Raw genomic sequence first — 24,799 nt, 5'->3', positions numbered from 1 at the left:
CCCTCACGCCTCCTTGGCGTTGCGCGCCAGGCCAAGCGCGTAGTCCGGCCACCACTGCCCGGCGGCCGGGCCGCCCCGGCACGGGCCGTCCGAGTCCCCGGGGCGCTTGATCCACAGGACGGCGTCGAGCAGCGGGTCGCCCGTGCGGTCGGTCGGCCGGGTGCCCAGGCCCCGGCCCGGCGGATTGCACCAGGCGTCCTGGCGGTCGCCCACCAGGGGGCCCTTGCCGTTGCGGCTGGTGTCCATGACGAAGTGCTTGCCGCCGACCGTGGCCGACAGCGTGCGGCCGTACTCCTTGGTCGTCGCGTCGCTCTGGAAGTTGGAGACGTTCAGCGAGAACCCGTCGGCCTGGGCGACGCCCGCCTTCTGCAGCGGCTCGGTGAGCTTGTGGGCGTCGTTGATCCAGCCGGGGTTCCCCGCGTCGAGGTAGACCTTCACCTTCGGCTGCCGCTTGAGCCGCTGGATCGCCTCGGAGAGCAGCTGGTAGCGGTCCGCGTGGTACTCGGCGGGGGTGCAGCCGTCCGCGATGTGCGGGATCGCGTCGGGTTCGAGGACGACCAGGGCGGGCGCGGAGCCGATCGCGTCGGCGAAGGTGTTCACCCAGCCCCGGTACTGGTCGGAGCTGCCCGCGCCGCCCGCGGAGTGCTGGCCGCAGTCGCGGTGCGGGATGTTGTACGCGACGAGCACGGCGGTGCGGCCCTCCTTCGCCGCGCCCTTCGTCGCCTCCTCGATGTCGGGTGCGGGGTCGTCCCCGGCCGGCCATACGGCCATGGGCTGCTCGGAGATGCGCTTGAGCACCGTGGCGTCCTTGGTCCGGCCCTGTCGCTCCCACTGCTCCACCTGGCGTGCGGCGGCGCTGTCGGGGTCGACCCAGAAGGTGCTCGCGGAGGGCCGGGCGGACTCGGAGGCGGGGGCGCGCTCGGCCGCCTCCCGCGTCTTTGGCCCGGAGGCCGATGAGCAGCCCGCCGTGAGCCCGAGGGCGGTGAGGGCCGCGAGTGCCGTGAACGTGCGGAGCGCCGTGGACGTGCGGAGCAGCCGGTGCATCCAGCCCCCTTGGGCGGTGGTGACGGTGACGGTCAGTCAGCCCGGCAATCGTTACATAAAGGGCTATTCAAGCTCTTGTGCCACACCGCCCCCGGCGCCGAGCGCGATACCGAGCGGCGTGCACTCGTAGAACACCCGGTGCCCGTACCGCCGCGACATCAGCAGTCCGGCGCCCCGCAGCGCCGTCAGATGCGCCGACACCGACGACGGCGCGAGCCCGAGCCGGTGCGCCAGACCCGACGTGGTGTCCGGCACGGCGAGCGCGGCGAGCACCCTGGCCCGGCCACGGCCGAGCAGCCGTACGAGCGACTCGGGCGTACGGTCGTCCGGCTCCGCCCAGAGCGCGGCGATGCCGCGCACCGGATAGGCCAGCGTCGGCTGCCACGGGGGTTCGAAGCCGCTGACCACGTCCGGCCAGGTGAAGACGCTCGGGATCAGGACGAGCCCCTGCCCCGAAAGCTCCCGCACGTGCTCGTCGCGCCACTCCACGGTGAGCGTCTCCGCGTCCCACGACAGGCGCCGGTCCAGCTCGGGGAGCACCCCGCCCAGGCCGACCTCCGCGAGCCGCCGCGAGTGATGGGCGACATCTGCCTCAAGGAGCGTGCGCAGACGTGGCCAGTCCGGCTCGACAAGGGCGTGCCAGGCGGCCTCCATGGTGTCCGCGAGCTCCCGCACCGCGCCCGCGGGGTCGGCGAGCAGGGCCCGGCCCCGCGGCGACCGCGCGGCGCCCGGGGTGCAGGCGAGCGCCCGCGCGATGTCGTCCCCGGCGGCCACGGGGTCGGCCGCGCGGACGGCCGCGATCTCCTCCTCGAAGCGGGCGGCGGGACCGATCGGAGGCGGCCCGAGGAAGTCGGGGGAGTGCCCGCGCCGGGGCATCAGGAGCCACAGCGCGGAGAGGTCGAGCCCGCGGCCCGCCGCGCGGATCCGGCGCAGCCAGCGCGGGTGGTAGGCGTGCCGGTCGGGGCGTTTGAGGGTACGGACGGCCTCCTGCGTCTCCCACAGCGGCGACACCGCGAACCGGCAGCGCAGCAGATCGTCCCGGCCGAAGCGCAGATGAAACGGCACGAACCCCCCTCACCGGACCCCCCGCTGGGCCCTCACCGGACCCCCGCCGGGCCCTCACCGGAACCTGGTCGGGCCCTCACCGGCCTCCCGCCGGGCGCCGAAGATTCGCCCGGGCCCGAAACTTTAGGGCAGGACCGTCGCCCGCGTGAGGCTGCGCACATGTCCAGCGCCCGCCCCGCCCCCGCCGCCGAACCCTCCGGCTACGCCCGCGTCTTCGCCGTGCGCGAGTTCCGCGCCGTCTTCGTCGCGCACGCGTTCTCGCTGCTCGGCGTCGTCGTCAGCGAGATCGCCCTGACCGTGCTGGTGTACGGACTCACCGGGTCACCACTGCTCGGCGCGCTCACCTTCGCACTCGGCATGCTGCCGTACCTGGTCGGCGGGACCCTGCTGTCCGGCATCGCCGACCGCTGCCCGCCGCGGCGCGTGCTCGTCGTGTGCGACATGGTCTGCGCCGGGTGCGCGGCCCTCATGGCGCTGCCCGTGACACCCGTCGCCGGACTGCTCGCGCTGCGCTGCCTCATCGCTCTCGTCGCCCCCGTCTTCAACGGCACGCGGACGGCGACCCTCGCCGACGTCCTCGGCGACGGCGACCTGTTCGTGCTCGGCCGTTCCCTGCTGCGGATCGTCTCCCAGAGCTCCCTCCTCGTCGGGTTCGGGCTCGGCGGCGTGCTCCTCACCCTCGTGACGCCGCGCGCCGCCCTCGCGGTCACCGGCGCCACGTTCACGGTGTCGGCGCTGGTCCTGCGGTTCGGGACGCGGCGGCGGCCCGCGCGCGGGAGCGGCGGCGGCGCGCTCGTGCGGTACTCCCTGAGCGGCGCCCGGCAGGTGCTCGGCGACCGGCGGGCGCGGGCCCTGCTGCTGCTCTTCTGGGTGCCGCCCATGTTCATGGTCGCCCCCGAGGCGCTCGCCGCCCCCTACGCGGACGAGATCGGCATCGGTACCGGAGGCGTCGGACTGCTCATGTGCGCCCTGCCGGTGGGCACGGTCGCGGGCGAGCTGTACGCGGGGTCGGCGCTGTCCGCGGCCGCGCGCGCCCGTATCGTGCTGCCGCTCGCCTCGCTGGCCCTGGTGCCGTTCGCCTCGTACGCGTTCACCCCCGGCCTCGTCCCGGCGCTGGTGGCCCTCACGCTCGCCGGGGCCGCCTCGGCGTACACCCTGGGCCTTGACCGCTGGTTCGTCGATGCCGTGCCCGAGGAACTGCGGGGCCGCGCGATGACGGTGCTCACGGCGGGGCTGATGACGGTCCAGGGGGTCGGCATGGCGCTCGCGGGCCTCGCCGCGGAGTTCTGCGCGGTGAGCACGGTCGTCGCGGGCGCGGGGGTGCTCGGCACGGCCTGCTGTCTGCTTCTGGCGCTGGAGGTGCGGCGCACGCGGGAAGGCGCGGCGGACGGCCGCCGGGAACGTACGACCGAATCGCGAGACGGGGCTGACCAGCATGTGACCGACGGGTAAGGTCGATGCCGTGCCGAAGCCGCTCAGCCTCCCCTTCGATCCCATCGCCCGCGCCGACGAGCTCTGGAAGCAGCGCTGGGGGTCGGTGCCGGCCATGGGCGCGATCACCTCGATCATGCGTGCGCACCAGATCCTGCTCGCCGAGGTCGACGCGGTCGTCAAGCCGTACGGACTGACCTTCGCGCGGTACGAGGCGCTGGTCCTGCTCACCTTCTCGCAGGCCGGCGAACTGCCGATGTCGAAGATCGGTGAGCGGCTCATGGTGCATCCGACGTCGGTCACGAACACGGTGGACCGCCTGGTCAGGTCCGGCCTGGTCGACAAGCGCCCGAACCCCAACGACGGCCGCGGCACGCTCGCCTCCATCACGGAGAAGGGCCGCGAGGTCGTCGAGGCCGCGACGCGCGAGCTGATGGCGATGGACTTCGGGCTCGGGGTGTACGACGCGGAGGAGTGCGGGGAGATCTTCGCGATGCTCAGGCCCCTGCGGGTGGCGGCGGAGGACTTCGAGGAGAAGTAGGACGCACGCCTCCCGGCGGGGTGGGGCACGCGTCCCGGCGAGGGCGGGGGCGGGGGCGGGGGCGGCGAAGATCGCGCAAAACGGGCCGTTACGCTCGTAGCCATGAAATCCAGCGTGCTGACCCGCTACCGGGTGATGGCTTACGTCACCGCCGTCATGCTCCTCATCCTGTGCGCCTGCATGGTGGCCAAGTACGGCTTCGAGAAGGGCGAGGGTCTGACCCTGGTGGTCTCCCAGATCCACGGAGTCCTGTACATCATCTACCTGATCTTCGCCTTCGACCTGGGCTCCAAGGCGAAGTGGCCGTTCGGGAAGCTGCTGTGGGTGCTCGTCTCGGGCACCATCCCGACCGCCGCTTTCTTCGTCGAACGCAAGGTCGTCCGTGAGGTGGAGCCGCTGATCGCGGACGGCTCCCCGGCCACGGCCAAGGCCTGACTCCAAACCGCCGCGGACAGGTCCGTGGCGGTTTCCCATCGACTTTTACTAGGACGTCCTAGTAAATTCGGGGGTATGGACGCTGAAGCGATCGAGGAAGGCCGCCGGCGCTGGCAGGCCCGTTACGACAAGGCGCGCAAGCGTGACGCGGACTTCACCACGCTCTCCGGGGACCCGGTCGACCCCGCGTACGGGCCGCGGCCCGGGGACACGTACGAGGGGTTCGAGCGGATCGGCTGGCCCGGTGAGTACCCCTTCACGCGTGGGCTCTACCCGACCGGGTACCGCGGTCGGACCTGGACCATCCGCCAGTTCGCGGGCTTCGGCAACGCCGAGCAGACCAACGAGCGCTACAAGACGATCCTGGCCAACGGCGGCGGCGGCCTCTCGGTCGCCTTCGACATGCCGACCCTCATGGGCCGCGACTCCGACGACGCCCGCTCGCTCGGCGAGGTCGGGCACTGCGGTGTCGCCATCGACTCCGCCGCCGACATGGAGGTCCTCTTCAAGGGCATCCCGCTCGGCGACGTGACGACGTCCATGACGATCAGCGGGCCCGCCGTGCCCGTCTTCTGCATGTACCTCGTCGCGGCCGAGCGGCAGGGCGTCGACCCGGCCGTGCTCAACGGCACGCTCCAGACCGACATCTTCAAGGAGTACATCGCGCAGAAGGAGTGGCTCTTCCAGCCCGAGCCCCACCTGCGCCTCATCGGCGACCTGATGGAGCACTGCGCGCGCGACATCCCCGCGTACAAGCCGCTCTCCGTCTCCGGCTACCACATCCGCGAGGCCGGGGCGACGGCCGCGCAGGAGCTCGCGTACACCCTCGCGGACGGCTTCGGGTACGTGGAACTGGGCCTCTCGCGCGGCCTGGACGTCGACGTCTTCGCGCCGGGCCTCTCCTTCTTCTTCGACGCGCACGTCGACTTCTTCGAGGAGATCGCCAAGTTCCGCGCCGCCCGCCGCATCTGGGCCCGCTGGCTGCGCGACGAGTACGGCGCGCGGACCGACAAGGCGCAGTGGCTGCGCTTCCACACGCAGACCGCCGGTGTCTCGCTCACCGCGCAGCAGCCGTACAACAACGTCGTACGCACCGCGGTGGAGGCGCTCGCGGCCGTGCTCGGCGGCACGAACTCCCTGCACACCAACGCCCTGGACGAGACCCTCGCGCTCCCGAGCGAGCAGGCCGCGGAGATCGCGCTCCGTACGCAGCAGGTGCTGATGGAGGAGACCGGCGTCGCCAACGTCGCGGACCCGCTGGGCGGCTCCTGGTACATCGAGCAGCTCACCGACCGCATCGAGGCCGAGGCCGAGAAGATCTTCGACCAGATCAAGGAGCGGGGGCGCCGGGCCCACCCGGACGGGCAGCACCCGATCGGGCCGATCACCTCGGGCATCCTGCGGGGCATCGAGGACGGCTGGTTCACCGGTGAGATCGCCGAGTCGGCCTTCCAGTACCAGCAGTCCCTGGAGAAGGGTGACAAGCGCGTGGTCGGCGTCAACTGCCACCACGGGTCGGTCACGGGCGACCTGGAGATCCTTCGGGTCAGCCATGAGGTGGAGCGGGAGCAGGTCCGGGATCTCGCGGGGCGCAAGGGGCGGCGGGACGACGCGCGGGTCCGGGCCTCGCTCGACGCGATGCTCGCCGCGGCGCGGGACGGGTCGAACATGATCGCTCCCATGCTGGAGGCGGTGCGGGCCGAGGCGACCCTCGGTGAGATCTGCGGGGTGCTTCGCGATGAGTGGGGGGTTTACGTGGAGCCGCCGGGGTTCTAGGCCCTCGTTCGCCGGCTGCGGGTCGGCGGGGGCCGCTCGCGCAGTTCCCCGCGCCCCTGAGGGGGCTGGCCGTAGGTGTTCTTCTGCGGGCCGTGGGGGCTTGTCGCGCAGTTCCCCGCGCCCTTGGGAGGGGCTGGTGGTGCGTCGTCTTCTGCGGGGCAGCGGGGGTTGCTCGCGCAGTTCCCCGCGCCCCTGGAAGGGTGGCCGTGCGTCGTTGGGTGCGGGGGGAGGGGGTGTTTTCAGGGGCGCGGGGAACTGCGCGAACAAGCCCCGTAGGGGCGCGTAGGGGCGCGGGGAACTGCGCGAGCAACCCCCCACAGCCCCGCAGGCGGGTAGGAAACGGGTGATTCCGCCCACCCCGACGGGCGGCGCGAATTCGTAGGTTTAAGGCCCAGGGGCCAGGGCAGGCGCCCGCCCGGCCACCCACCCCCGTCCCAGGAGTAACCGTGACCTCGTCCGGCCACGCCCGCACCGCCGCCATCGCCATCGGAACCGCCACCGCAACCGTCCTCGGCGCGCTCCTCATGGGCGGTTCCGGCGAGGTGAGCGCGAGCCCGCCGCCCGAGCCGAAGGTGCAGGACGCCTTCGACTCGCTCGGCCCCGAGGTACACGCGGCGAAGCTCTCCGACGGGCGCACGGCGCACTACTCGGACACCGGCAACAAGGACGGAAAGCCCGTCCTCTTCATCGGCGGCACCGGCACCAGCGCCCGGGCCTCCCACATGACGGACTTCTTCCGCACGACGCGCGAGGACCTGGGCCTGCGGCTCATCTCCGTGGAGCGCAACGGCTTCGGCGACACCGACTTCGACAAGAACCTGGGCAAGGCCGACTTCGCGAAGGACGCCCTCGAAGTCCTCGACGGGCTCGGCGTCGACGACGTCTCCGTGATCGCGATATCCGGCGGCGGCCCCTACGCCGCCGAGCTCGCCGCCCGGGCCCCGGAGCGGATCTCGCAGCTCCACCTCGCGGCCGCCCTGCCGCCGTACGGCACGAAGCCCGCCTACTGCGGCCTCTCCGACGACGCGCTCGCCGCCGCCGTGAAGGACCAGATCAAGGACCCGCGCAAGTGGTGGGCCTTCCCCGACGACAGTCCCGTGAAGTCGATCCCGGGCTTCGCCGACACCGCGTACGAGGAGGGGGCGCGCACCTACAACCAGCGCGGTCAGCAGGCCGACCCCGCGCCCCAGGTGCACGAGCAGAAGCTGTACTGCGGCCGCCCCGGCCCCGACCTGTCCGGGCTCGACGCCCCCGTCTACCTCTACGGCGGCAAGAAGGACGCCACCGTGCCGCCCGCCACGCTGAAGACCTGGCAGGACGCGCTGCCGGGCGAGGAGCGGGTGCGCACCTACGCGGACTCCGGGCACGACGTCCAGTACCGGCACTGGGACCAGATCCTGGTCGACCTGGCCGGGCACGGGGACCGCACGGTCGTCTGCAAGGGCGACAAGACCCGCGTCCTGATCGCCCGCGAGGCCGACCGGCTCGTCGCCAAGGGCAAGGCGGAGCTGGGCAGCTGCGCCTGGGCGAAGAAGTGACCTGCCCCTGGCCCAGGGCCTAGCCGACCGGCAGCACGAGGCGGAACAGCGCGCCCCCGCCCGGCGCCCGTTCCGCCGTCAGCTCCGCGCCGTGCGCGTGCGCGATCTGGCGGGCCATCGCGAGACCCAGCCCCGAGCCCGGCAGCGCGCGGGCCTTCTCGGCGCGGTAGAAGCGGTCGAAGACGTACGGCAGGTCCTCCTCCGCGATCCCCGGGCCGTGGTCGCGCACGGTCAGGGCGGTGGCGGTCAGGGAGACTTCCACGGGAGCGCCCGGCGGGCTGAACTTCGCCGCGTTGTCCAGGAGGTTGGTGAGCAGCCGGGACAGCCGCGCCGCCACCCCGGGCACGCAGAGGCCCTCCGCGTCCCGCGCCACCCGCAGCGTGAACGGGACGGCAGGCCAGTGGCCGCGCGCCGCGTCCACCGCGTGCACGGTCAGCGGGGCGAGCCGGACCTCTTCGAGGAGCGGCTGCGGCTCCGCCTCCCTGGCCAGCTCGATCAAGTCGTTGACCAGACCGGTGACTTCGCGCAGCTGACGGCCGAGCGCCCCGGACGCCCGGTCGCGCTGCGCGTCCGTCAACAGGTCGGCCTTGGCGAGCAGTTCGGCGTTCGTGCGCAGCGCGGTCAGCGGCGTACGCAACTCGTGGGAGGCGTCGGCGACCAGCCGGCGGCGGGCCGCGACGGACTCCTCCAGCTCGGCGAGCATCGTGTTGAACGTGGTGGCGAGGCGGGTGACTTCGTCCTCGTGACCCTCGCGGCCCGGCGGACCCGGCGGCAGCTCGATGCGGTGGCGGGCGTCCCGCGTGGCCGCGATGCGCTCGGCGGTGGCGGTGAGCCGGGTGATCGGCGCCAGACCGGTGCGCGAGACCCAGTAGCCGCCCACCGCGGAGAGCAGCACGCCCGCGCCGCCCACCGCCGAGAGCAGCGACGCGGCCTGGCGCACACCGCGCTCCGCGATGTCCGCGCGCAGGGCGACCTGCACGGCCTCGCCCTTGCCGAAGGTGGTGGTGAACATCCGGCCCGGCTTGCCGCCCGGGAGCGTGAAGTTCGCGTAGTACGGGGCGCGCCGGCCGTCCGCGACGGCGCGCGTCGGCTCCGTCACCGGCAGCAGATACGGCTTCGCCGGGTCGGCCGCCCGGTTGGCCGGCACGACCTGCGAACAGGCGGGCGCGCCCAGGAACCGGCACTCGCCCGTCACGACGCCCGGGCCTTCCGCGTGGTGCTGCTGGGCGATGAGCGTCGCCGACTGGGCGAGGTTCTGGTCGAGCTGCTGGTACAGCTTGAAGCGGATCACGAAGAACGCGGCGGCGCACACGCCGATGGCCACCACCGCCACGGCCGCCGCGGCCATCACCGCGAGGCGGGTGCGCAGCGGCCTGCGGCGCCGCCAGCGCGCGCCGAGCCTGCGCCGCGCGCTCACGGGGAGCCCAGCCGGTAGCCGACCCCGTGCACCGTGTGGACGAGCCGCGGCTCACCGCCCGACTCCAGTTTCCGGCGCAGATAACCCACGTATACGGCGAGGGAGTTGGAGTCGGGGCCGAAGTCCCGTCCCCACACCGCCTGCTGGATCAGCTCGCGCGGCAGGACCTGGCCCGCGTTGCGCAGGAGCAGTTCGAGCAGGACGGCCTCCGTGCGGCTGAACTCCACCCGGCGCTCCCCGCGACGGCCGGTGCGCGTCGCGGGATCCAGGGCGAGATCGCCGTACGCGAGGTCGTCGCCGTCGGCCGCGGCGCGCTCCGGTGTCGCACGCCGCAGCAGGGCCCGCACCCGCGCCACCAGCTCGTCGAGGGCGAACGGCTTGACCAGGTAGTCGTCGGCGCCCGCGTCCAGACCGTCGACGCGCTCGCTCACCGAGTCCAGGGCCGTCAGCACGAGGACCGGCGTGCGGTCGCCCGCCGCGCGCAGCTGACGGCAGACCGCGAGGCCGTCCATGACCGGCATCAGGACGTCGAGGACCACCAGGTCCGGCTGCCAGCGGGCGACCGCCGTCAGCGCGCGATGGCCGTCGGCCGCGCCCCGCACATGGTGACCCTCGACCGTCAGGGCGTCCTCGACGGCGGCCCGCACCTCGGGGTCGTCGTCGACGACGAGGATCCGGTGCCGTGCCGCGTCGCCCGCGCCCGGCGGGCCGCCCTTGCTGGTCACGCTCGTGAAGCTCATGGACCAAAGGTGCCAAACGCGGCTCTTAAAACCCTCTTAGACCCCCGAGTGAAGCTCCAGTGCCATGCGAACCACTCACTCCGACCGCGCCGCCGCCGCGGGCCGCACCGGTCTCTCCGTCGTGATCGGCGCGGGCGGCACCGGTGGGCACATCTACCCGGGCCTCGCCCTCGCCGACGCGCTGCGCCGGGCCGTGCCCGGCGCCGTGATCTCCTTCGTCGGCACCGAGCGGGGCCTGGAGACCCGGCTGATACCGGACGCCGGATACCGCCTCCACACCGTCGACATGATCCCCTTCGACCCGTCGCTCGGCGCCCGCCGCTATCTGCTCCCCGCCGCACTGATGAAGTCCGGCGCCCAGTGCCGGGCCATCCTGCGCGAGCAGGGCGCACAGGTCGCCGTCGGCATGGGTGGCTACCCCAGCGCCCCCGTCATCGTCGGGGCACGCATGGCGGGGCTCCCGAGCCTCATCCACGAGTCCAACGCGGTGCCGGGCCGCGCCAACCGGTTCGCGGCGCGGCTCACCCCGAACATCGCGGTCGCCTTCGACCGCAGCCGCGCCCACCTGCCGGGCGGCGAGCGCGCGCACACGACCGGGATGCCGATCGCCGCGCCGCTCGCCGCGCTCGACCGGGCCGCGCTGCGCGACGAGGCCCGGCGCACCCTGGGCGTGCCCGCCGGGGCCCGGCTGATCCTCTTCAACGGCGGCAGCCTCGGCGCGGCCCGCCTCACGGCGGCGGCGGTCGGCCTCGCGGCGCGCTGGCGGGAGCGGCGCGACGTACACCTCCTCGTCAAGACCGGCCCCGCGGCCCTGGACGAGACGCGGGCCCGGCTCGCCGCCGAGGGCGGTGACGCGGTCGCCCGCGCCGTCCCCTATCTCGACCGCATGGACCTCGCCTACGCCGCCGCCGACCTCGTCGTCTGCCGCGCGGGCTCGGCGACGGTCGCCGAACTGGCCGCCACCGGCGTCCCCGCCGTCCTCGTGCCCTACCCGCACGCGCCCGGCGACCACCAGACCCACAACGCCCGGGTCCTCTCCGACGCCGGCGCGGGCGTCCTGCTGCCCGACGCGGAGACCACCGCCGACCGGCTCGTACACCTGCTCGGCCCGCTGCTCGCGGACCCGGTACGGCTCGCCGCGATGAGCGGCGCCGCCGACCCCGGCCCGCACGCCCGCGCCGCCGACCTGCTCGCCGAGCGGGTCCTCGAACTCGCCCACGTCACCCCTCACCTGGAGTACGCATGAACACGTCCACCACCGGCTTCTCCTGGCAGGACCGCACCGTCCTCGTCACCGGCGCCGAAGGCTTCATCGGCTCGACGCTCGTCGACCTGCTCCTCGAAGCGGGGGCGAAGGTCCGCGCCTTCGTGCACTACAAGCCGTACGCGGAGAAGGGGCACCTCGCGCACCTCCTCGGTGACCCGCGGGTCGAGATGGTCGCCGGGGACGTGCGGGACGCGGGGCGCGTGGCGGACGCGGTCGACGGCTGCGACACGGTCTTCCACCTCGCCGCGCTGATCGGCATCCCCTACTCGTACGACTCTCCGGGCGCGTACGTCCAGACGAACGTCGTCGGCACGGAGAACGTCGCCGAGGCGTGCCGGCGGCACTCCGTGCGGCGCCTCGTCCACACCTCCACCAGCGAGGTGTACGGGACCGCGCTGACGGCACCGATCGCCGAGACGCACCCGCTGCAGCCGCAGTCGCCCTACTCCGCCTCGAAGATCGGCGCCGACATGATGGCGCTCTCCCACTGGCACGCCTTCGAGCTGCCGGTGACGGTGGTCCGGCCCTTCAACACGTACGGACCCCGGCAGTCCGCGCGCGCCGTCATCCCCGCGATCCTGGCCCAGCTGCACGCCGGCGCCCGGGAGATCAAGCTGGGCTCCCTGACGCCCACGCGGGACTTCACGTACGTCACGGACACGGCGCGCGGGTTCATGGCGATGGCCGTGTGCGACCGGGCGCTCGGCCACGCGGTGAACCTCGGCGTGGGCCGGGAGATCTCCATCGGCGACCTCGCGCGGGAGCTGATCGCCGCGTCCGGGCGGGAGGCCTCGGTGGTCGTCGATCCGGCGCGGCTTCGCCCTTCGGGGAGCGAGGTGGAGCGGCTTCTGTCGGACAACTCCCGGGCGCGGGAGTGGGCGGGCTGGGTTCCGGAGGTCTCCCTCATGGAGGGGCTCAAGCACACGTCGGCCTGGGTCGCCGAGAACCTGCACCTGTTCGCGCCCGAGCGCTATCAGGTCTGAGTTCCGGCCGCGGGTCGTGGGGGCTGGTCGCGCGGTTCCCCGCGCCCCTGACCCAGGTGTGCCTCTGTTACCCGCTCAGGACTGTGCGGCTGCCGCCGCCAAGCCTCCCAGGAGCAGCAGCGTGAACCGTCGCGCCCACTCCTCGTCCACCGGTTCCGCGCTGACCAGGGCGCGGTGGACCACCGCGCCGGCGATCACGTCGAAGATGAGGTCGGCGGTGCGGGCGGCGGAGGCGGGGTCGGGTTCGGGGGGAAGTTCGCCGCGGGCCTGGGCTCGTTCGCGGCCCGCGAGGACCAGGCGTTTCTGGCGGTCGACGATGGAGGAGCGGATGCGGTTCCGCAGCGGCTCGTCCGTCGTGGACTCGGCGACCACCGCCATCAGCGCCGTCTTCGTCTCGGGGCGCCCGAGCAGCACCGCGAACTGCAGGACGACGCCTTCGATGTCGGCGGCGAGGCTGCCCCGGTCGGGCAGCTCCAGTTCGTCGAAGAGCTCCGCCACCGCGTCCACGACGAGCTCGCTCTTGCCCGCCCAGCGCCGGTAGAGCGTGGTCTTCGCGACGCCTGCCCGCGTGGCGACGGCGCCGAGCGTCAGCTTGGACCAGCCGAGTTCGACGAGGCCCTGCCGGGTCGCCTCCAGGATCGCGGCGTCGGCGGTCGCGCTGCGCGGGCGGCCGCCGGTGCGGGTGGCAGGAGTGGTGCGGCTCTGCATGCCCGCGACCATACCGGTCAGTACGTGCCGACTCGGGGTGCCGAGTGAGCGAGATCACCGCGGGCCCCGTTCCGCGCCCGGGACGGGGCAGTTACGCTACGACTCGTAGCGAAAGCTTGTGAGCGCGGCCGGAAGCCGAACGGCCAAGGGTGCACCGCGCCGCCCACGAGCCAGGAGCCACGAGCGACAACCACGCAGCACGACCACCGGCCCGGGGTGGGGACCCCGAGCCAACCGACGGTCCTCCTCGGGACCTTGGACCCTGCCTCCTGTGGCCCCGCAATCCGGCGGGGGGTCACGGACGGGCACGGTTCCCGCACGGCTTGGGGGAGGATGTACTCATGCAGCCACGGAACATGTCCATGAGCGGAGTCGTCGACCTCGCCGCCGTGAAGGCGGCCCAGGAGGCCAAGGCGAAGGCGGAGCAGGCGCGCGCCGAAGCGGCCCGGCAGGGCGGGGGCGCGGCGGGCGCCGCGATCTCCCCGGCCTCCCTCGTCATCGACGTCGATGAGGCGGGCTTCGAGCGCGAGGTCCTGCAGCGCTCCACCGAGGTCCCGGTCGTCATCGATTTCTGGGCCGAGTGGTGCGAGCCGTGCAAGCAGCTGAGCCCCCTTCTCGAGCGGCTCACGCAGGAATACAACGGCCGTTTCCTCCTTGCCAAGATCGATGTCGACGCGAACCAGATGCTGATGCAGCAGTTCGGGGTCCAGGGGATCCCGGCTGTCTTCGCGGTGGTGGCGGGCCAGGCCCTGCCCCTCTTCCAGGGCGCCGCCCCGGAGGCGCAGATCCGTCAGACCCTGGACCAGCTCATCCAGGTCGGCGAGGAGCGCTTCGGCCTGACGGGCCTGGTGGTCGACGCCGGTGCCGATGACGAGCAGGCCCCCGCACCGGCCGAGGTGCCGGCCGGACCTTACGACGCCCTCCTCGAAGCGGCCGTACGGGCGCTGGACGCGGGCGATCTCGCCGGTGCCGTACAGGCGTACAAGAACGTGCTCAGTGACGATCCGGCCAACACCGAGGCCAAGCTCGGCCTCGCCCAGGCCGAACTGCTCCGGCGCGTCCAGGGCCTCGACCCGCAGGCGGTCCGCAAGGACGCCGCCGACCGTCCCGCGGACGTGCAGGCCCAGATCACCGCCGCCGACCTGGATCTGGTGGGCGGTCACGTCGAGGACGCCTTCGGGCGGCTCATCGACGCGGTGCGACGCTCGGTGGGCGACGACCGGGACGCCGCGCGGGTGCGACTGCTCGAACTCTTCGAGGTGGTGGGCGCGGACGATCCGCGTGTGACGGCGGCGCGCACGGCGCTCGCCCGGGTGCTCTTCTGACCGCACGCCGACCGTCCGGCCGGTTCCGTCCACCGGCCCTCGGGCTGACCAGTCCCTAAACGCCGGGGCTTGTGATGCCGGAGTGAAAAGTCTGTTCCCAGGACGCACAGCGGCCGCACTTTGCCAAAACTTGGCAATTGCGGCCGCTGTTACTTGGAGTAAGGGAATCCCTTCCTTCTGGGCGCATTCGCCCGCTCATGCCCCGTTCTGCTCCTGGCCGTTGAGCCACCGTCCGTGGCCGACCGATACCGCGCGGTCGCGCTTCGGTTATCCGGCCGTTACTAGCGAGTAACGAACCCCCTTGTGCGGGGGCCGAGAATGCACCACGATCGGCGACGCTCGGTCCGATAACCCGCAGCCCGACAGCCAATCGGGAGCGGGGTTTCTGGGTCCCCACCGAGTAGGCCGGTGACGCCGTCGCCGGTCTTGGACAGGGGGGTCTCTGCCGGTACCGGCAGGGCCTGTCCGCGAGGTCGTGCGTGATGCGTCAGGCGCGACCAGTGGTTGTCGCTCGGGGGTGATCGCCGGTGATGAGTGGTGCGGTTGCGTGCCTCCGATGCGGGCGCTCTCCTTCCCGAGGACGTAGCACTTCTCCCATCCCTGCCCGGCTGAGCCGCCCGAACGGGAGCAGTCAGGGCCGGAGATGTACGTCCGAGAAGGAGGAAAGTCATGGAGTCCGTGGCTCGTGGCGGAACCAGATGGAAGCGGTTCGCCGTGGTCATGGTGCCGAGCGTCGCGGCGACTGCCGCGATAGGCGTCGCCCTGTCCCAGGGTGCGCTCGCGGCATCGTTCAGTGTGTCCGGTCAGCAGTTCAAGGTGACTGCTAAGGAGCTCAACGGCAAGGGGTTCGTCCAGTACGGAGCCCTTGACAGCGGCAAGTCGGGTCACCACCCGGTAGCCGTCGTCGGTCTCGAATCGGCGACGATCACCAATCTCTGCCAGTCGGTGGTCGTGCCGGTCCCGGTCTTCGGCGATGTGTCGATGACCCTCAAGGCCGGTGGCGAGGGTGGTCCGAAGGTACAGGCCAAGAAGCTCTACATCGACGCCGATGACCTGAAGGCCAACGCGACCTTCCACAAGGTCGACATCGGCGTCTCGGTCGACCAGACCACCAAGGGCCCTGGTCCGGCGAAGGGCGACAAGTACGCCCCGGACTCGTTCGCGCAGCAGGCGGAGTCGGTGAAGTTCACCGATGTCAAGCAGCGTGCGTGGGCGACCACCGCCGGCACCTTCAAGCTCTCTGGCCTGGGCATGTCGGTCAAGAAGGGCAAGCACGAGTGCTACTAGGGCAGTTGATGCCCTAGCGGGCCGCGGCCAGGCGGCCCGGTGCGTACTCGGTGCGCACTCGGTGCGATGAGAACGGCCGGGCGCGGGGGCGCGACGGCATCTGACGGAGCCGTCCCCGTGCCCGACACCGCACGACACACAGAACCAACGCCATTCCCGAGGAGCTGTACGACATGAGCGCCGAAGCGCAAGTGGGACTGGGCGACAAGCTCGGCCGGATGCGCCTTCGTTTCCGAGGGTGGCGCGGTCAGCGCCCGTTCTGGGGTGGTCTGCTGACACTTCTCGGCGGCATCCCGATCATGTATTTCCCGTACGCGAACCTCACGCTCGGCACGATGACGATCCGGATGGCGACCACCGCCGGCGCCGGATCGCTGATCATCGGCGTGCTGTTGGTCGTGCTCGGCCTGACCATGTGGTTCCAGCCGCACTCCCGTGTCTTCGCGGGTGTCGCGGCGATTCTGCTCGCCTTGGTCTCCCTGGTGGTCTCCAACTTCGGCGGCTTCGTCATCGGCTTCCTGCTCGCCCTGATCGGCGGCGCCCTCGGCGTCTCCTGGGCCCACGCGAAGCCTGCCGGTGAGCCCGCGGGACGCAAGGCCGGAGAGTCCGGCGGCCCCGACGGGGCCCTCGGGTCGCCCGCCGCGGCCGGCGCGGGTGGGGTGAGCGGCGAACAGGACGATCTGTCAGGAACGAGCCCGACGAACGGGACGAACGGGAGGCACCGTGCCGGCTGACGAGGTGCACCACGAGGGCTTCGCGGGGGAGCCCCGTGCGAGAACCGGGCCGCGCCACGCGGCACCCAGGAAGCCGCTGCTGACCCGGCTGCAGGTTCCCGCGGGCAAGGCGATCGCCATCGCCGCGATGCCCACCGCCGTGCTCATGGGCATGGGCCTGACCCCGACGCTCGCGCAGGCCAAGCCGGGTGTCCCGGACAACCCCTTCCAGGACGGCCCGTGTGTCACGGCGCCGGACAAGGACGCCGAGAGCGACGCGGAGAAGGACGCCGCGGCCAAGGCGAAGGAAGAGGCGGCCGAGAAAGCGGCCAAGGACGCCAAGGGCGCCAAGGATGCGGACGAGGCCAAGGGGACGGGCGGGAAGGACGAGGCGAAGAAGGACGACGCCGGGAAGCCGAACCCGCCGACCTCGCCCTCCTCGGACGACAAGGCGGACCAGGGCGACAAGGCGGACCCGGACGACAAGGCCGGTCCCACCGAGCCGTCCACCGGTGAGAAGGACGGCGCCGAGGAGTCCGGGAAGACTCCGGAGCCCACCGAGACCAAGAACCCCTGGGACCCGCTGGGCGTGGGCGACGCCCTCAAGGACGTCTTCACGCCCGACAAGGACGAGGACGCAGCCAAGGACGAGGGCGAGAAGGAGCCCGAGTCCCCGGCGCGGTCCGGCTCGACGTCCGACGAGGACGGTGCCAAGTCCGGTTCCGGGAGCACCAAGTCCCCCGAGGACGCGCTGAAGGACACCACCGGCAAGGTCACCAAGCCGGTCGACGACACCGTCGGCAAGCTCGGGGACGGCGTCAAGGACGGTCTCAAGGACGGCAAGGACACCGCCGACGACGAGGCCGACAAGCTCAAGGACAAGGCCGACAAGCTCAAGGAAGCGGCCGAGAAGGCAGCGAAGGACGCGGCGAAGGACAAGGCCGAGGACCCGATGGCGCCGGACGAGAACGGCAAGAAGCCGTTCCCGTGCGTGGTCGAGAAGAAGGTCGACGGAGACGCCGAGAAGACGCCCTCGCCCATCCCGAACCAGCCGTGGAACCTGGAAGCCAGCTCGCTCACCCTCAAGGGCGCCGACTACCAGGGCGTCGTGAACCTGACGATGCCCAACGGCCGGAGCAAGCAGGCCCTGAAGTACGTCGTCCAGAACACCGACATCGGCGACCTGCACCAGATCGTCGAGGGACCGGCCGGCAAGAAGTACCACGTCGAGGCGGCCAAGGGCACCACGTCCACCATCCGGGGCGGGGAGACCACGATGTACACCGAGCGGATCTCGGGCAAGCTGTTCGGGCTCATCCCGATCACCTTCGACCCCGAGCACCCGCCGCCGCTGAACATCCCGCTGATCTACTTCACGGACGTGAAGGTGCAGCAGGCGGGTCAGTTCGGCGGGAACCTGACGATTCCCGGACTGCACCAGTCGATCACCGACTGAACCGCCCGCACGACAGACGCCGAGGGCGCCCCCTTTCGCAAGGGGGCGCCCTCGGCGCGTGCGCGGGACGGGCCTCGGCCCGGCCCTCAGCCGTCAGCTGTCAGTCGCGGCCGCCGCCGCCCAGGTGGTGGACCCGCACCATGTTGGTGGTGCCGGGGACGCCGGGGGGCGAGCCCGCCGTGATGACGACCGTGTCACCGTCGTTGAAGCGCTTCAGCTTGATCAGCTCGGCGTCGACGAGCTCGACCATCGCGTCGGTGTTGTCGACGTGCGGCACGACGTAGGTGTCCACGCCCCAGCTCAGCGCGAGCTGGTTGCGGATGGCCTCGTCCGTGGTGAAGGCCAGGATCGGCTGGGCCGCGCGGTAGCGGGAGAGCCGGCGGGCCGTGTCACCGGACTGCGTGAAGGCGACCAGCGCCTCGCCGCCGAGGAAGTCCGCGATCTCGCACGCGGCACGGGCCACCGAACCACCCTGCGTACGCGGCTTCTTGCCGGGCACGAGCGGCTGCAGGCCCTTGGAGAGGAGCTCCTCCTCGGCCGCGGTGACGATCTTCGACATCGTCTTGACGGTCTCGATCGGGTACGCGCCGACGCTGGACTCGGCGGACAGCATGACCGCGTCCGCGCCGTCCAGGATCGCGTTGGCGACGTCGGACGCCTCGGCGCGCGTGGGGCGCGAGTTGGTGATCATCGATTCCATCATCTGGGTCGCGACGATCACCGGCTTGGCGTTGCGGCGGCACATCTCCACGAGGCGCTTCTGCACCATCGGGACCTTTTCGAGCGGGTACTCGACGGCCAGGTCGCCACGGGCCACCATCACGGCGTCGAACGCCGCGACGACGCCCTCCATGTTGGCGACGGCCTGCGGCTTCTCCACCTTGGCGATGACGGGGACCCGGCGGCCCTCCTCGTCCATCACCTTGTGGACGTCCTTGACGTCGCTCGCGTCGCGCACGAAGGACAGGGCGACCATGTCGCAGCCCATCTTCAGGGCGAAGCGCAGGTCGTCGACGTCCTTCTCGGAGAGCGCGGGCACGTTCACGGCCGCGCCGGGCAGGTTGATGCCCTTGTGGTCGGAGATGACGCCGCCCTCGACGACGATCGTCTTGACGCGCGGTCCTTCCACCTCGACGACGCGCAGCTCGACGTTGCCGTCGTTGATCAGGATCTGGTCGCCCTTGGAGACGTCGCCCGGCAAGCCCTTGTAGGTGGTGCCGCAGATCGACTTGTCGCCCGGGACGTCCTCGGTGGTGATGGTGAACTCGTCACCGCGCACCAGCTCGACGGGGCCCTCGGCGAAGGTCTCCAGACGGATCTTGGGGCCCTGCAGGTCGGCGAGGACACCGATGGCGCGGCCGGTCTTCGCGGCGGCCGCACGGACGCGGTCGTACCGCCCCTGGTGCTCGGCGTGCGTGCCGTGGCTGAAGTTGAATCGGGCCACGTTCATGCCGGCCTCGATCAGCGAGACGAGCTGCTCTTCGGAGTCGACGGCGGGGCCCAGCGTGCAGACGATTTTGGAACGGCGCATGGGGCGATCCTATCGGTTTGTTTCGCTACGGAATATTCCGTCTGGTGGAATCTACAAATGGGCGGAAGTCCGCTCAGGCGTTGCGGTCGGCGACCAGCGCATACGTCTGCGCGGCGATCTCCAATTCTTCGTCGGTCGGCACCACGGCGACAGCGACGCGCGCGTACTCCGGCGAAATGAGCCGGGCTTCGTCGGAACGTACGGAATTGAGCGCACCGTCGACCGCGAGCCCCAGCTCCTCCAGGCCCTGCACCGCCGCCTCCCGCACCGGGGCGGCGTTCTCGCCCACGCCCGCCGTGAAAGCGACCGCGTCGACCCGGCCGAGAACCGCGTAATAGGCACCGATGTACTTCTTCAGACGGTGGACGTAAATGTCGAAGGCGAGCGCGGCCTCTTCGTCGCCTTCGTCGACCCGGCGCCTGATCTCCCGCATGTCATTGTCGCCGCAGAGCCCGATCAGGCCGCTCTTCTTGTTGAGCAGCACGTCGATCTCGTCGATGGACATTTTTCCGACCCGGGCCAGATGGAAGATGACCGCCGGGTCCAGGTCACCGGAGCGGGTACCCATCACGAGCCCCTCCAGTGGCGTGAGCCCCATCGAGGTGTCGACGCACTTCCCGCCCCGCACCGCGCTCGCCGAGGCGCCGTTGCCCAGGTGCAGCACGATGACGTTGACGTCCTCGGGGGCCTTGCCCAGCAGCTTCGCCGTCCTGCGCGAGACGTACGCGTGGGACGTGCCGTGGAAGCCGTAGCGCCGCACGCGGTGCTCGTCGGCGGTCTTCACGTCGATCGCGTAGCGCGCCGCGGCCTCCGGCATCGTCGTGTGGAAGGCGGTGTCGAAGACGGCGACCTGCGGCAGGTCGGGGCGCAGGGCCCGGGCGGTGCGGATGCCGGTGATGTTGGCCGGGTTGTGCAGCGGGGCCACCGGGACGAGCCGCTCGATCTCCGCGAGCACCTCGTCGGTGATCACGGTCGGCGCGGTGAACTTCAGGCCGCCGTGCACCACCCGGTGGCCGATCGCGGCCAGTTCGGGGGAGTCGAGGCCGAGCCCGTCCGCCGTCAGCTCATGGGCGACGGCCCGCAGCGCCGCCTCGTGGTCGGCGATCGGCTCCTCGCGCTCCCGGGGCTCGGCGCCGCCGCCGGCCAGCGGGGTGTGCTTGAGCCGCGAGGTCTCCTCGCCGATCCGCTCGACCAGGCCGACGGCGAGGCGCGAGCTGTCGCGCATGTCGAGCAGCTGGTACTTCACCGACGAGGAGCCGGAGTTGAGGACGAGTACGCGAGTGGCGGTCACTGAGGGAGGCGCTTTCTGTGTGGGGGGGGATCAGGCGGTGGGGGTCTCGGCCCGGGACTGGGCCTGGGACTGGATCGCCGTGATGGCGACGGTGTTGACGATGTCCTGGACGAGCGCGCCGCGGGACAGGTCGTTGACCGGCTTGCGCAGGCCCTGCAGGACCGGGCCGACGGCGATCGCGCCGGCCGAGCGCTGCACGGCCTTGTAGGTGTTGTTGCCGGTGTTCAGGTCCGGGAAGATCAGCACGCTGGCCTGGCCCGCGACGTCCGAGCCGGGCAGCTTGGTGGCCGCGACGGAGGGCTCCACGGCGGCGTCGTACTGGATCGGCCCCTCGATCTTCAGGTCGGAGCGCTGCTCGCGCACCAGCTCGGTGGCCTCGCGCACCTTGTCGACGTCGGCGCCCGAGCCGGACGTACCCGTCGAGTACGAGAGCATCGCGATCCGCGGCTCGACCCCGAACTGCCGGGCGGTGGCGGCCGCCTGGACGGCGATGTCCGCGAGCTGCGCGGCGTTCGGGTCCGGGTTGACCGCGCAGTCGCCGTACACGAGCACCTTGTCGGCGAGGCACATGAAGAACACCGACGAGACGATCGAGGCGTCGGGCTTGGTCTTGATGATCTCGAAGGCGGGCCGGATGGTCGCGGCGGTGGAGTGCACGGAGCCCGACACCATGCCGTCGGCGAGGCCCTCCTGGACCATCAGCGTGCCGAAGTAGTTCACGTCCGCCACCACGTCGTGCGCGAGCTCGACGGTGACGCCCTTGTGCGAGCGCAGCTCCGCGTACTTGGCGGCGAAACGGTCCCGCAGCTCGGAGGTCTGCGGGTCGATGAGCTCGGAGTCGGCGAGGTCCACGCCGAGGTCGGCGGCCTTCTTGCGGATCTGCTCGACCGGGCCGAGCAGGGTGAGGTCGCAGACGCCGCGGCGCAGGAGCACGTCGGCGGCGCGCAGCACCCGCTCCTCGGTGCCCTCGGGCAGCACGACGCGGCGCCGGTCGGCGCGGGCCTGCTCCAGGAGCTTGTGCTCGAACATCATCGGCGTGAGGCGGTCGGAGCTCGGCGCCGAGACGCGCTTGAGCAGATCCGCGGTGTCGACGTACCGCTCGAAGAGGCCGAGGGCGGTCTCCGCCTTGCGGGGCGTCGCCGCGTTCAGCTTGCCCTCAAGGGCGAAGAGCTCGGCCGCCGTGGGGAAGGAGCCGCCGGAGACCGCGACCACCGGGGTGCCGGGCGCGAGGCGGTCGGCGAGGGTGAGGATCTCCTGGCCGGGCTGCTCGTTCAGGGTCAGCAGGACGCCCGCGATGGGCGGCGTACCGGCGCTGTGCGCGGCGAGCGAGCCCACCACCAGGTCGGCGCGGTCGCCGGGGGTGACCACCAGGCAGCCCGGCGTCAGGGCGTTCAGGAAGTTCGGCAGCATGGCGCCGCCGAAGACGAAGTCCAGGGCGTCGCGCGCGAGCCCGGAGTCGTCGCCGAGCAGCACGCGGCCGCCCAGGGCGTGGGTGATCTGCGCGACCGTCGGCGCGGAGAGCGCGGCCTCGTCGGGCAGTACGTAGCAGGGCACGGGCAGGCGGGCCTCAAGCCGCTCGTGGATCTCGTCGCGGTCGGCCGGGGCCACCCGGTTGGTGATCATCGCGAGGACGTCGCAGCCGAGCGAGTCGTACGCGCGGTAGGCGTTCCGCGTCTCGGCGCGCACCGACTCGGCAGTCTGGTTCTTGCCGCCGACCACGGGGAGCACGGAGGCGCCGAACTCGTTGGCCAGGCGGGCGTTGAGCGAGAGCTCGTCGGGGAGCTGGGTGGCGGCGAAATCCGTGCCGAGGACGAGGACGACTTCATAGTCCCTCGCGACCCGGTGGAACCGGTCGACGAGCCGGGAGACCAGTTCGTCGGTGCCCTGCTCCGCCTGGAGCGCCGACGCCTCGTGGTAGTCCATGCCGTACACGGTCGTCGCGTCCTGCGAGAGGCGGTAGCGCGCCCGCAGCAGGTCGAAGAGGCGGTCGGGACCGTCGTGGACGAGTGGCCGGAAGACCCCGACCCGGTCGACCTGGCGGGTGAGGAGCTCCATGACTCCCAGTTCGACGACCTGGCGACCGTCGCCCCGGTCGATCCCGGTCACGTACACGCTGCGCGTCACGCGTGCTCCCCTTCTTCGCTTCCGTCGCTGTCCGCGGGCCCGGCACGGTTGCCGGGTGAGCTGGACAAATGGCCCGATATCGCGGCTGTGCCCTCTTGACAATACCTCTGCGGCTGGATAGGCCGCCCGCCGGACGAAAGGCCCGACGGAGGCGGTACCAAGGTCCCTGCCCGCCTCTCGGACAGACATCCGTCGCACATCCGTGAGCGGCGACCCCCTGGTGGCCGTGGAACAATCGGATCGGCTCACAAGTACCAGCAGCGAGCAGGAGACACAGCGCGATGCGTATCGGAATTCTCACCGCGGGCGGCGACTGCCCCGGCCTCAACGCAGTGATCCGGTCGGTCGTGCACCGCGCCGTGACGCATTACGGCGACGAGGTCATCGGCTTCGAGGACGGCTACGCGGGCCTGCTCGACGGGCGCTACCGCCCCCTCGACCTGAACGCCGTGAGCGGCATTCTGGCCCGGGGCGGCACCATCCTCGGCTCGTCCCGCCTGGAGCGCGCCCGCTTCCGCGCGGCCTGCGAGGACGCCAAGGAACTCATCGAGAAGAGCGGCTTCGACGCGCTCATCCCGATCGGCGGCGAGGGCACCCTGACGGCGGCCCGCATGCTGTCCGACGCGGGCGTGCCGGTCGTCGGCGTCCCCAAGACGATCGACAACGACATCTCCTCCACGGACCGCACCTTCGGCTTCGACACGGCGGTCGGCGTGGCCACCGAGGCGATGGACCGCCTCAAGACCACCGCCGAGTCCCACCAGCGCGTGATGGTGGTGGAGGTCATGGGCCGCCACGCGGGCTGGATCGCCCTGGAGTCCGGCATGGCCGGCGGCGCGCACGGCATCTGCCTGCCGGAACGCCCCTTCGACCCCGCCGATCTGGTCGCCCTCGTCGAGGAGCGCTTCTCGCGCGGCAAGAAGTTCGCGGTGATCTGCGTCGCCGAGGGCGCGCACCCGCAGGACGGCACGATGAACTACGGCAAGGGCGCGATCGACCAGTTCGGCCACGAGCGCTTCCAGGGCATCGGCACGGCCCTGGCCTACGAGCTGGAGGCCCGCCTCGGCAAGGAGGCCAAGCCGGTCATCCTCGGCCACGTCCAGCGCGGCGGCACCCCCACCGCGTACGACCGCGTCCTCGCGACCCGCTTCGGCTGGCACGCGGTCGAGGCGGTGCACCGCGGGGAGTACGGCAGGATGACGGCGCTGCGCGGCACGGACATCACGATGGTGCCGCTCGCGGAGGCGGTCACGGAGCTGAAGACGGTTCCGAAGGACCGCATGGACGAGGCGGAGTCGGTCTTCTAGACCGGGCCTCCGCGACGGTCCCCGCTCGCGAGGCGGGCGGGGACCTCAGCCCCGCCCGCCCCGGACCAGCGACCAGAAGTGTTCGAGGATCCGGTCCAGGAAGTCCCGGCCGGCCTCCCCGGACGCGTCGGAGCTCGCCCCGCCGCCCCAGCTCAGCGTGCGCGTCATCCGGGACTGGTAGTCGTCGTGCATCTGCCGCAGCACGTCCTCGACGTGCCGCTTCTCCACCGGCAGCAGTTTGGCCACCGGCCGCACGTACCCCTGCCACCGGGTCGTGACGGCGCTGCGAAGCAGCTCGGCGAGCGCGTCGGCCCGTCCCGTGACGGTGACGAAGTCGGCGGGGGAGAGCGCCAGGGTCCGGGCGAGGGCGGCGGACTGCCGTTCGTTGCCGCGCCAGGTACCGGTCTCCTCCATGCGCAGATACGACTGGATCTCCACGCCCGACTCCCGCGCGACGTCCTCCGGGGCGAGCCCCCGCGTGAGCCGGTGCTCGCGCAGGGTCCGCGCGGCCCCCATCAGATCCCCCGGCGAGCACCACAGCGTGGCGGCGAGCGCGGTGAGCTCGGCGGAGGTCGGCGCGGCGAGCCCGCGCTCCCAGGCGGCGATGGTGTCGGCGGTGACGTACGTGAGCCCGTAACTGGCTCGCATCCCGTAAGCGACATGCCCGTGGGCCATCCCGAGCGCCTCCCGCAGGCGCCGGGCGGCGGGGAAGTCGAAGGGGGGCGTCGGCTGGTGCGGCGGTTGGCTCGATTGCACGGGCACACCGTAGGCGCCTGCGGGGGTGGTGACTACGGTGTGTTTCTACGAGGTTGCGGATTGG

The 24,799-nt window shown here is 71.9% G+C and carries 21 protein-coding genes; 12 read left to right on the top strand and 9 right to left on the bottom strand.

Translation table 11 applies throughout. The features are described from left to right. Positions 1-3: 3 nt before the first annotated feature. Together ACFVYL_RS29545 and ACFVYL_RS29540 are read right to left on the bottom strand one after the other, a co-directional pair. A complete protein-coding gene (locus ACFVYL_RS29545; protein ID WP_389721257.1) occupies positions 4-1,044 on the bottom strand; it encodes a glycoside hydrolase family 6 protein in 1,041 nt (346 codons plus the stop codon). Between the two features lie 63 nt (positions 1,045-1,107). Then, entirely contained in the window at positions 1,108-2,109 is a 1,002-nt protein-coding gene (locus ACFVYL_RS29540) for a DUF5937 family protein (RefSeq protein ID WP_389721255.1), read from the bottom strand. A 159-nt stretch (positions 2,110-2,268) separates the two neighbouring features. Between ACFVYL_RS29540 and ACFVYL_RS29535 the strand changes: the two genes are divergently transcribed. The 5 genes from ACFVYL_RS29535 (at position 2,269) to ACFVYL_RS29515 (ending at position 7,830) form a co-directional block, all read left to right on the top strand. After that, positions 2,269-3,561 (top strand): MFS transporter, encoded by a 1,293-nt coding sequence (locus ACFVYL_RS29535; RefSeq protein WP_389721253.1) that lies wholly within the window; start codon positions 2,269-2,271, stop codon positions 3,559-3,561. A gap of 10 nt (positions 3,562-3,571) precedes the next feature. Further along, positions 3,572-4,081, top strand: a complete 510-nt coding sequence (locus tag ACFVYL_RS29530; protein ID WP_389721251.1) for a MarR family winged helix-turn-helix transcriptional regulator — start codon at positions 3,572-3,574, stop codon at positions 4,079-4,081. A 102-nt stretch (positions 4,082-4,183) separates the two neighbouring features. Continuing rightward, positions 4,184-4,516, top strand: a complete 333-nt coding sequence (locus tag ACFVYL_RS29525) for a DUF3817 domain-containing protein (protein ID WP_389721249.1) — start codon at positions 4,184-4,186, stop codon at positions 4,514-4,516. Positions 4,517-4,591: 75 nt separating this feature from the next. Next, on the top strand, positions 4,592-6,292 hold the full coding sequence (locus ACFVYL_RS29520) for a methylmalonyl-CoA mutase (protein WP_389721247.1): 1,701 nt from the start codon (positions 4,592-4,594) through the stop codon (positions 6,290-6,292). Between the two features lie 446 nt (positions 6,293-6,738). Continuing rightward, complete coding sequence (locus ACFVYL_RS29515; RefSeq protein WP_389721245.1) at positions 6,739-7,830, top strand: alpha/beta fold hydrolase; 1,092 nt, start codon at positions 6,739-6,741, stop codon at positions 7,828-7,830. A gap of 19 nt (positions 7,831-7,849) precedes the next feature. Here ACFVYL_RS29515 and ACFVYL_RS29510 read toward each other — a convergent pair whose 3' ends face one another. Continuing rightward, entirely contained in the window at positions 7,850-9,247 is a 1,398-nt protein-coding gene (locus ACFVYL_RS29510; protein WP_389721243.1) for a sensor histidine kinase, read from the bottom strand. After that, entirely contained in the window at positions 9,244-9,987 is a 744-nt protein-coding gene (locus ACFVYL_RS29505) for a response regulator transcription factor (RefSeq protein WP_389721241.1), read from the bottom strand. The genes ACFVYL_RS29510 and ACFVYL_RS29505 overlap by 4 nt, the downstream gene beginning before the upstream one ends. A 64-nt stretch (positions 9,988-10,051) precedes the next feature. On the opposite strand from ACFVYL_RS29505, the gene ACFVYL_RS29500 reads away from it, so the two are divergent. Continuing rightward, positions 10,052-11,233, top strand: coding sequence for a glycosyltransferase (locus ACFVYL_RS29500; protein ID WP_389721239.1), 1,182 nt, complete (start codon positions 10,052-10,054; stop codon positions 11,231-11,233). After that, positions 11,230-12,237 (top strand): SDR family NAD(P)-dependent oxidoreductase, encoded by a 1,008-nt coding sequence (locus ACFVYL_RS29495; protein WP_389721237.1) that lies wholly within the window; start codon positions 11,230-11,232, stop codon positions 12,235-12,237. Before ACFVYL_RS29500 ends, ACFVYL_RS29495 begins: the two co-directional genes overlap by 4 nt. A 75-nt stretch (positions 12,238-12,312) precedes the next feature. Here ACFVYL_RS29495 and ACFVYL_RS29490 read toward each other — a convergent pair whose 3' ends face one another. Next, the gene (locus tag ACFVYL_RS29490; protein WP_389721235.1) at positions 12,313-12,945 is read right to left on the bottom strand and encodes a TetR/AcrR family transcriptional regulator; all 633 of its coding nucleotides are present in this window, start codon (positions 12,943-12,945) and stop codon (positions 12,313-12,315) included. A gap of 341 nt (positions 12,946-13,286) precedes the next feature. Here ACFVYL_RS29490 and ACFVYL_RS29485 point away from each other — a divergent pair, with 341 nt between their 5' ends. From ACFVYL_RS29485 to ACFVYL_RS29470, 4 genes are all read left to right on the top strand, one after another. Next, positions 13,287-14,270 (top strand): tetratricopeptide repeat protein, encoded by a 984-nt coding sequence (locus ACFVYL_RS29485; RefSeq protein ID WP_389721233.1) that lies wholly within the window; start codon positions 13,287-13,289, stop codon positions 14,268-14,270. A gap of 669 nt (positions 14,271-14,939) precedes the next feature. After that, complete coding sequence (locus ACFVYL_RS29480; protein WP_355802687.1) at positions 14,940-15,557, top strand: DUF6230 family protein; 618 nt, start codon at positions 14,940-14,942, stop codon at positions 15,555-15,557. A gap of 173 nt (positions 15,558-15,730) precedes the next feature. Next, on the top strand, positions 15,731-16,291 hold the full coding sequence (locus tag ACFVYL_RS29475; protein ID WP_389721231.1) for a DUF6114 domain-containing protein: 561 nt from the start codon (positions 15,731-15,733) through the stop codon (positions 16,289-16,291). Beyond that, positions 16,281-17,726: a hypothetical protein gene (locus tag ACFVYL_RS29470; RefSeq protein WP_389721229.1), complete on the top strand. Its 1,446-nt coding sequence runs from the start codon at positions 16,281-16,283 to the stop codon at positions 17,724-17,726. The genes ACFVYL_RS29475 and ACFVYL_RS29470 overlap by 11 nt, the downstream gene beginning before the upstream one ends. A gap of 100 nt (positions 17,727-17,826) precedes the next feature. On the opposite strand, the gene pyk is transcribed toward ACFVYL_RS29470, so the two are convergent. The 3 genes from pyk to pta all read right to left on the bottom strand — a co-directional run bounded on the left by pyk (position 17,827) and on the right by pta (position 22,672). After that, positions 17,827-19,257: a pyruvate kinase gene (gene pyk, locus ACFVYL_RS29465; RefSeq protein WP_389721227.1), complete on the bottom strand. Its 1,431-nt coding sequence runs from the start codon at positions 19,255-19,257 to the stop codon at positions 17,827-17,829. Between the two features lie 73 nt (positions 19,258-19,330). Further along, a complete protein-coding gene (locus tag ACFVYL_RS29460; protein ID WP_389721225.1) occupies positions 19,331-20,548 on the bottom strand; it encodes an acetate kinase in 1,218 nt (405 codons plus the stop codon). A 30-nt stretch (positions 20,549-20,578) separates the two neighbouring features. Next, positions 20,579-22,672 (bottom strand): phosphate acetyltransferase, encoded by a 2,094-nt coding sequence (gene pta, locus ACFVYL_RS29455; protein ID WP_389721223.1) that lies wholly within the window; start codon positions 22,670-22,672, stop codon positions 20,579-20,581. Positions 22,673-22,953: 281 nt separating this feature from the next. Between pta and ACFVYL_RS29450 the strand changes: the two genes are divergently transcribed. Continuing rightward, positions 22,954-23,979: an ATP-dependent 6-phosphofructokinase gene (locus tag ACFVYL_RS29450; protein ID WP_389721221.1), complete on the top strand. Its 1,026-nt coding sequence runs from the start codon at positions 22,954-22,956 to the stop codon at positions 23,977-23,979. Between the two features lie 45 nt (positions 23,980-24,024). On the opposite strand, the gene ACFVYL_RS29445 is transcribed toward ACFVYL_RS29450, so the two are convergent. Next, positions 24,025-24,654, bottom strand: a complete 630-nt coding sequence (locus ACFVYL_RS29445; protein WP_389721371.1) for a helix-turn-helix domain-containing protein — start codon at positions 24,652-24,654, stop codon at positions 24,025-24,027. Positions 24,655-24,799: the final 145 nt, after the last annotated feature.

The sequence above is a fragment of the Streptomyces sp. NPDC058308 genome (assembly GCF_042880275.1).
Lineage (GTDB): Bacteria > Actinomycetota > Actinomycetes > Streptomycetales > Streptomycetaceae > Streptomyces.
This window is presented reverse-complemented; position numbering and strand designations above follow the sequence as displayed.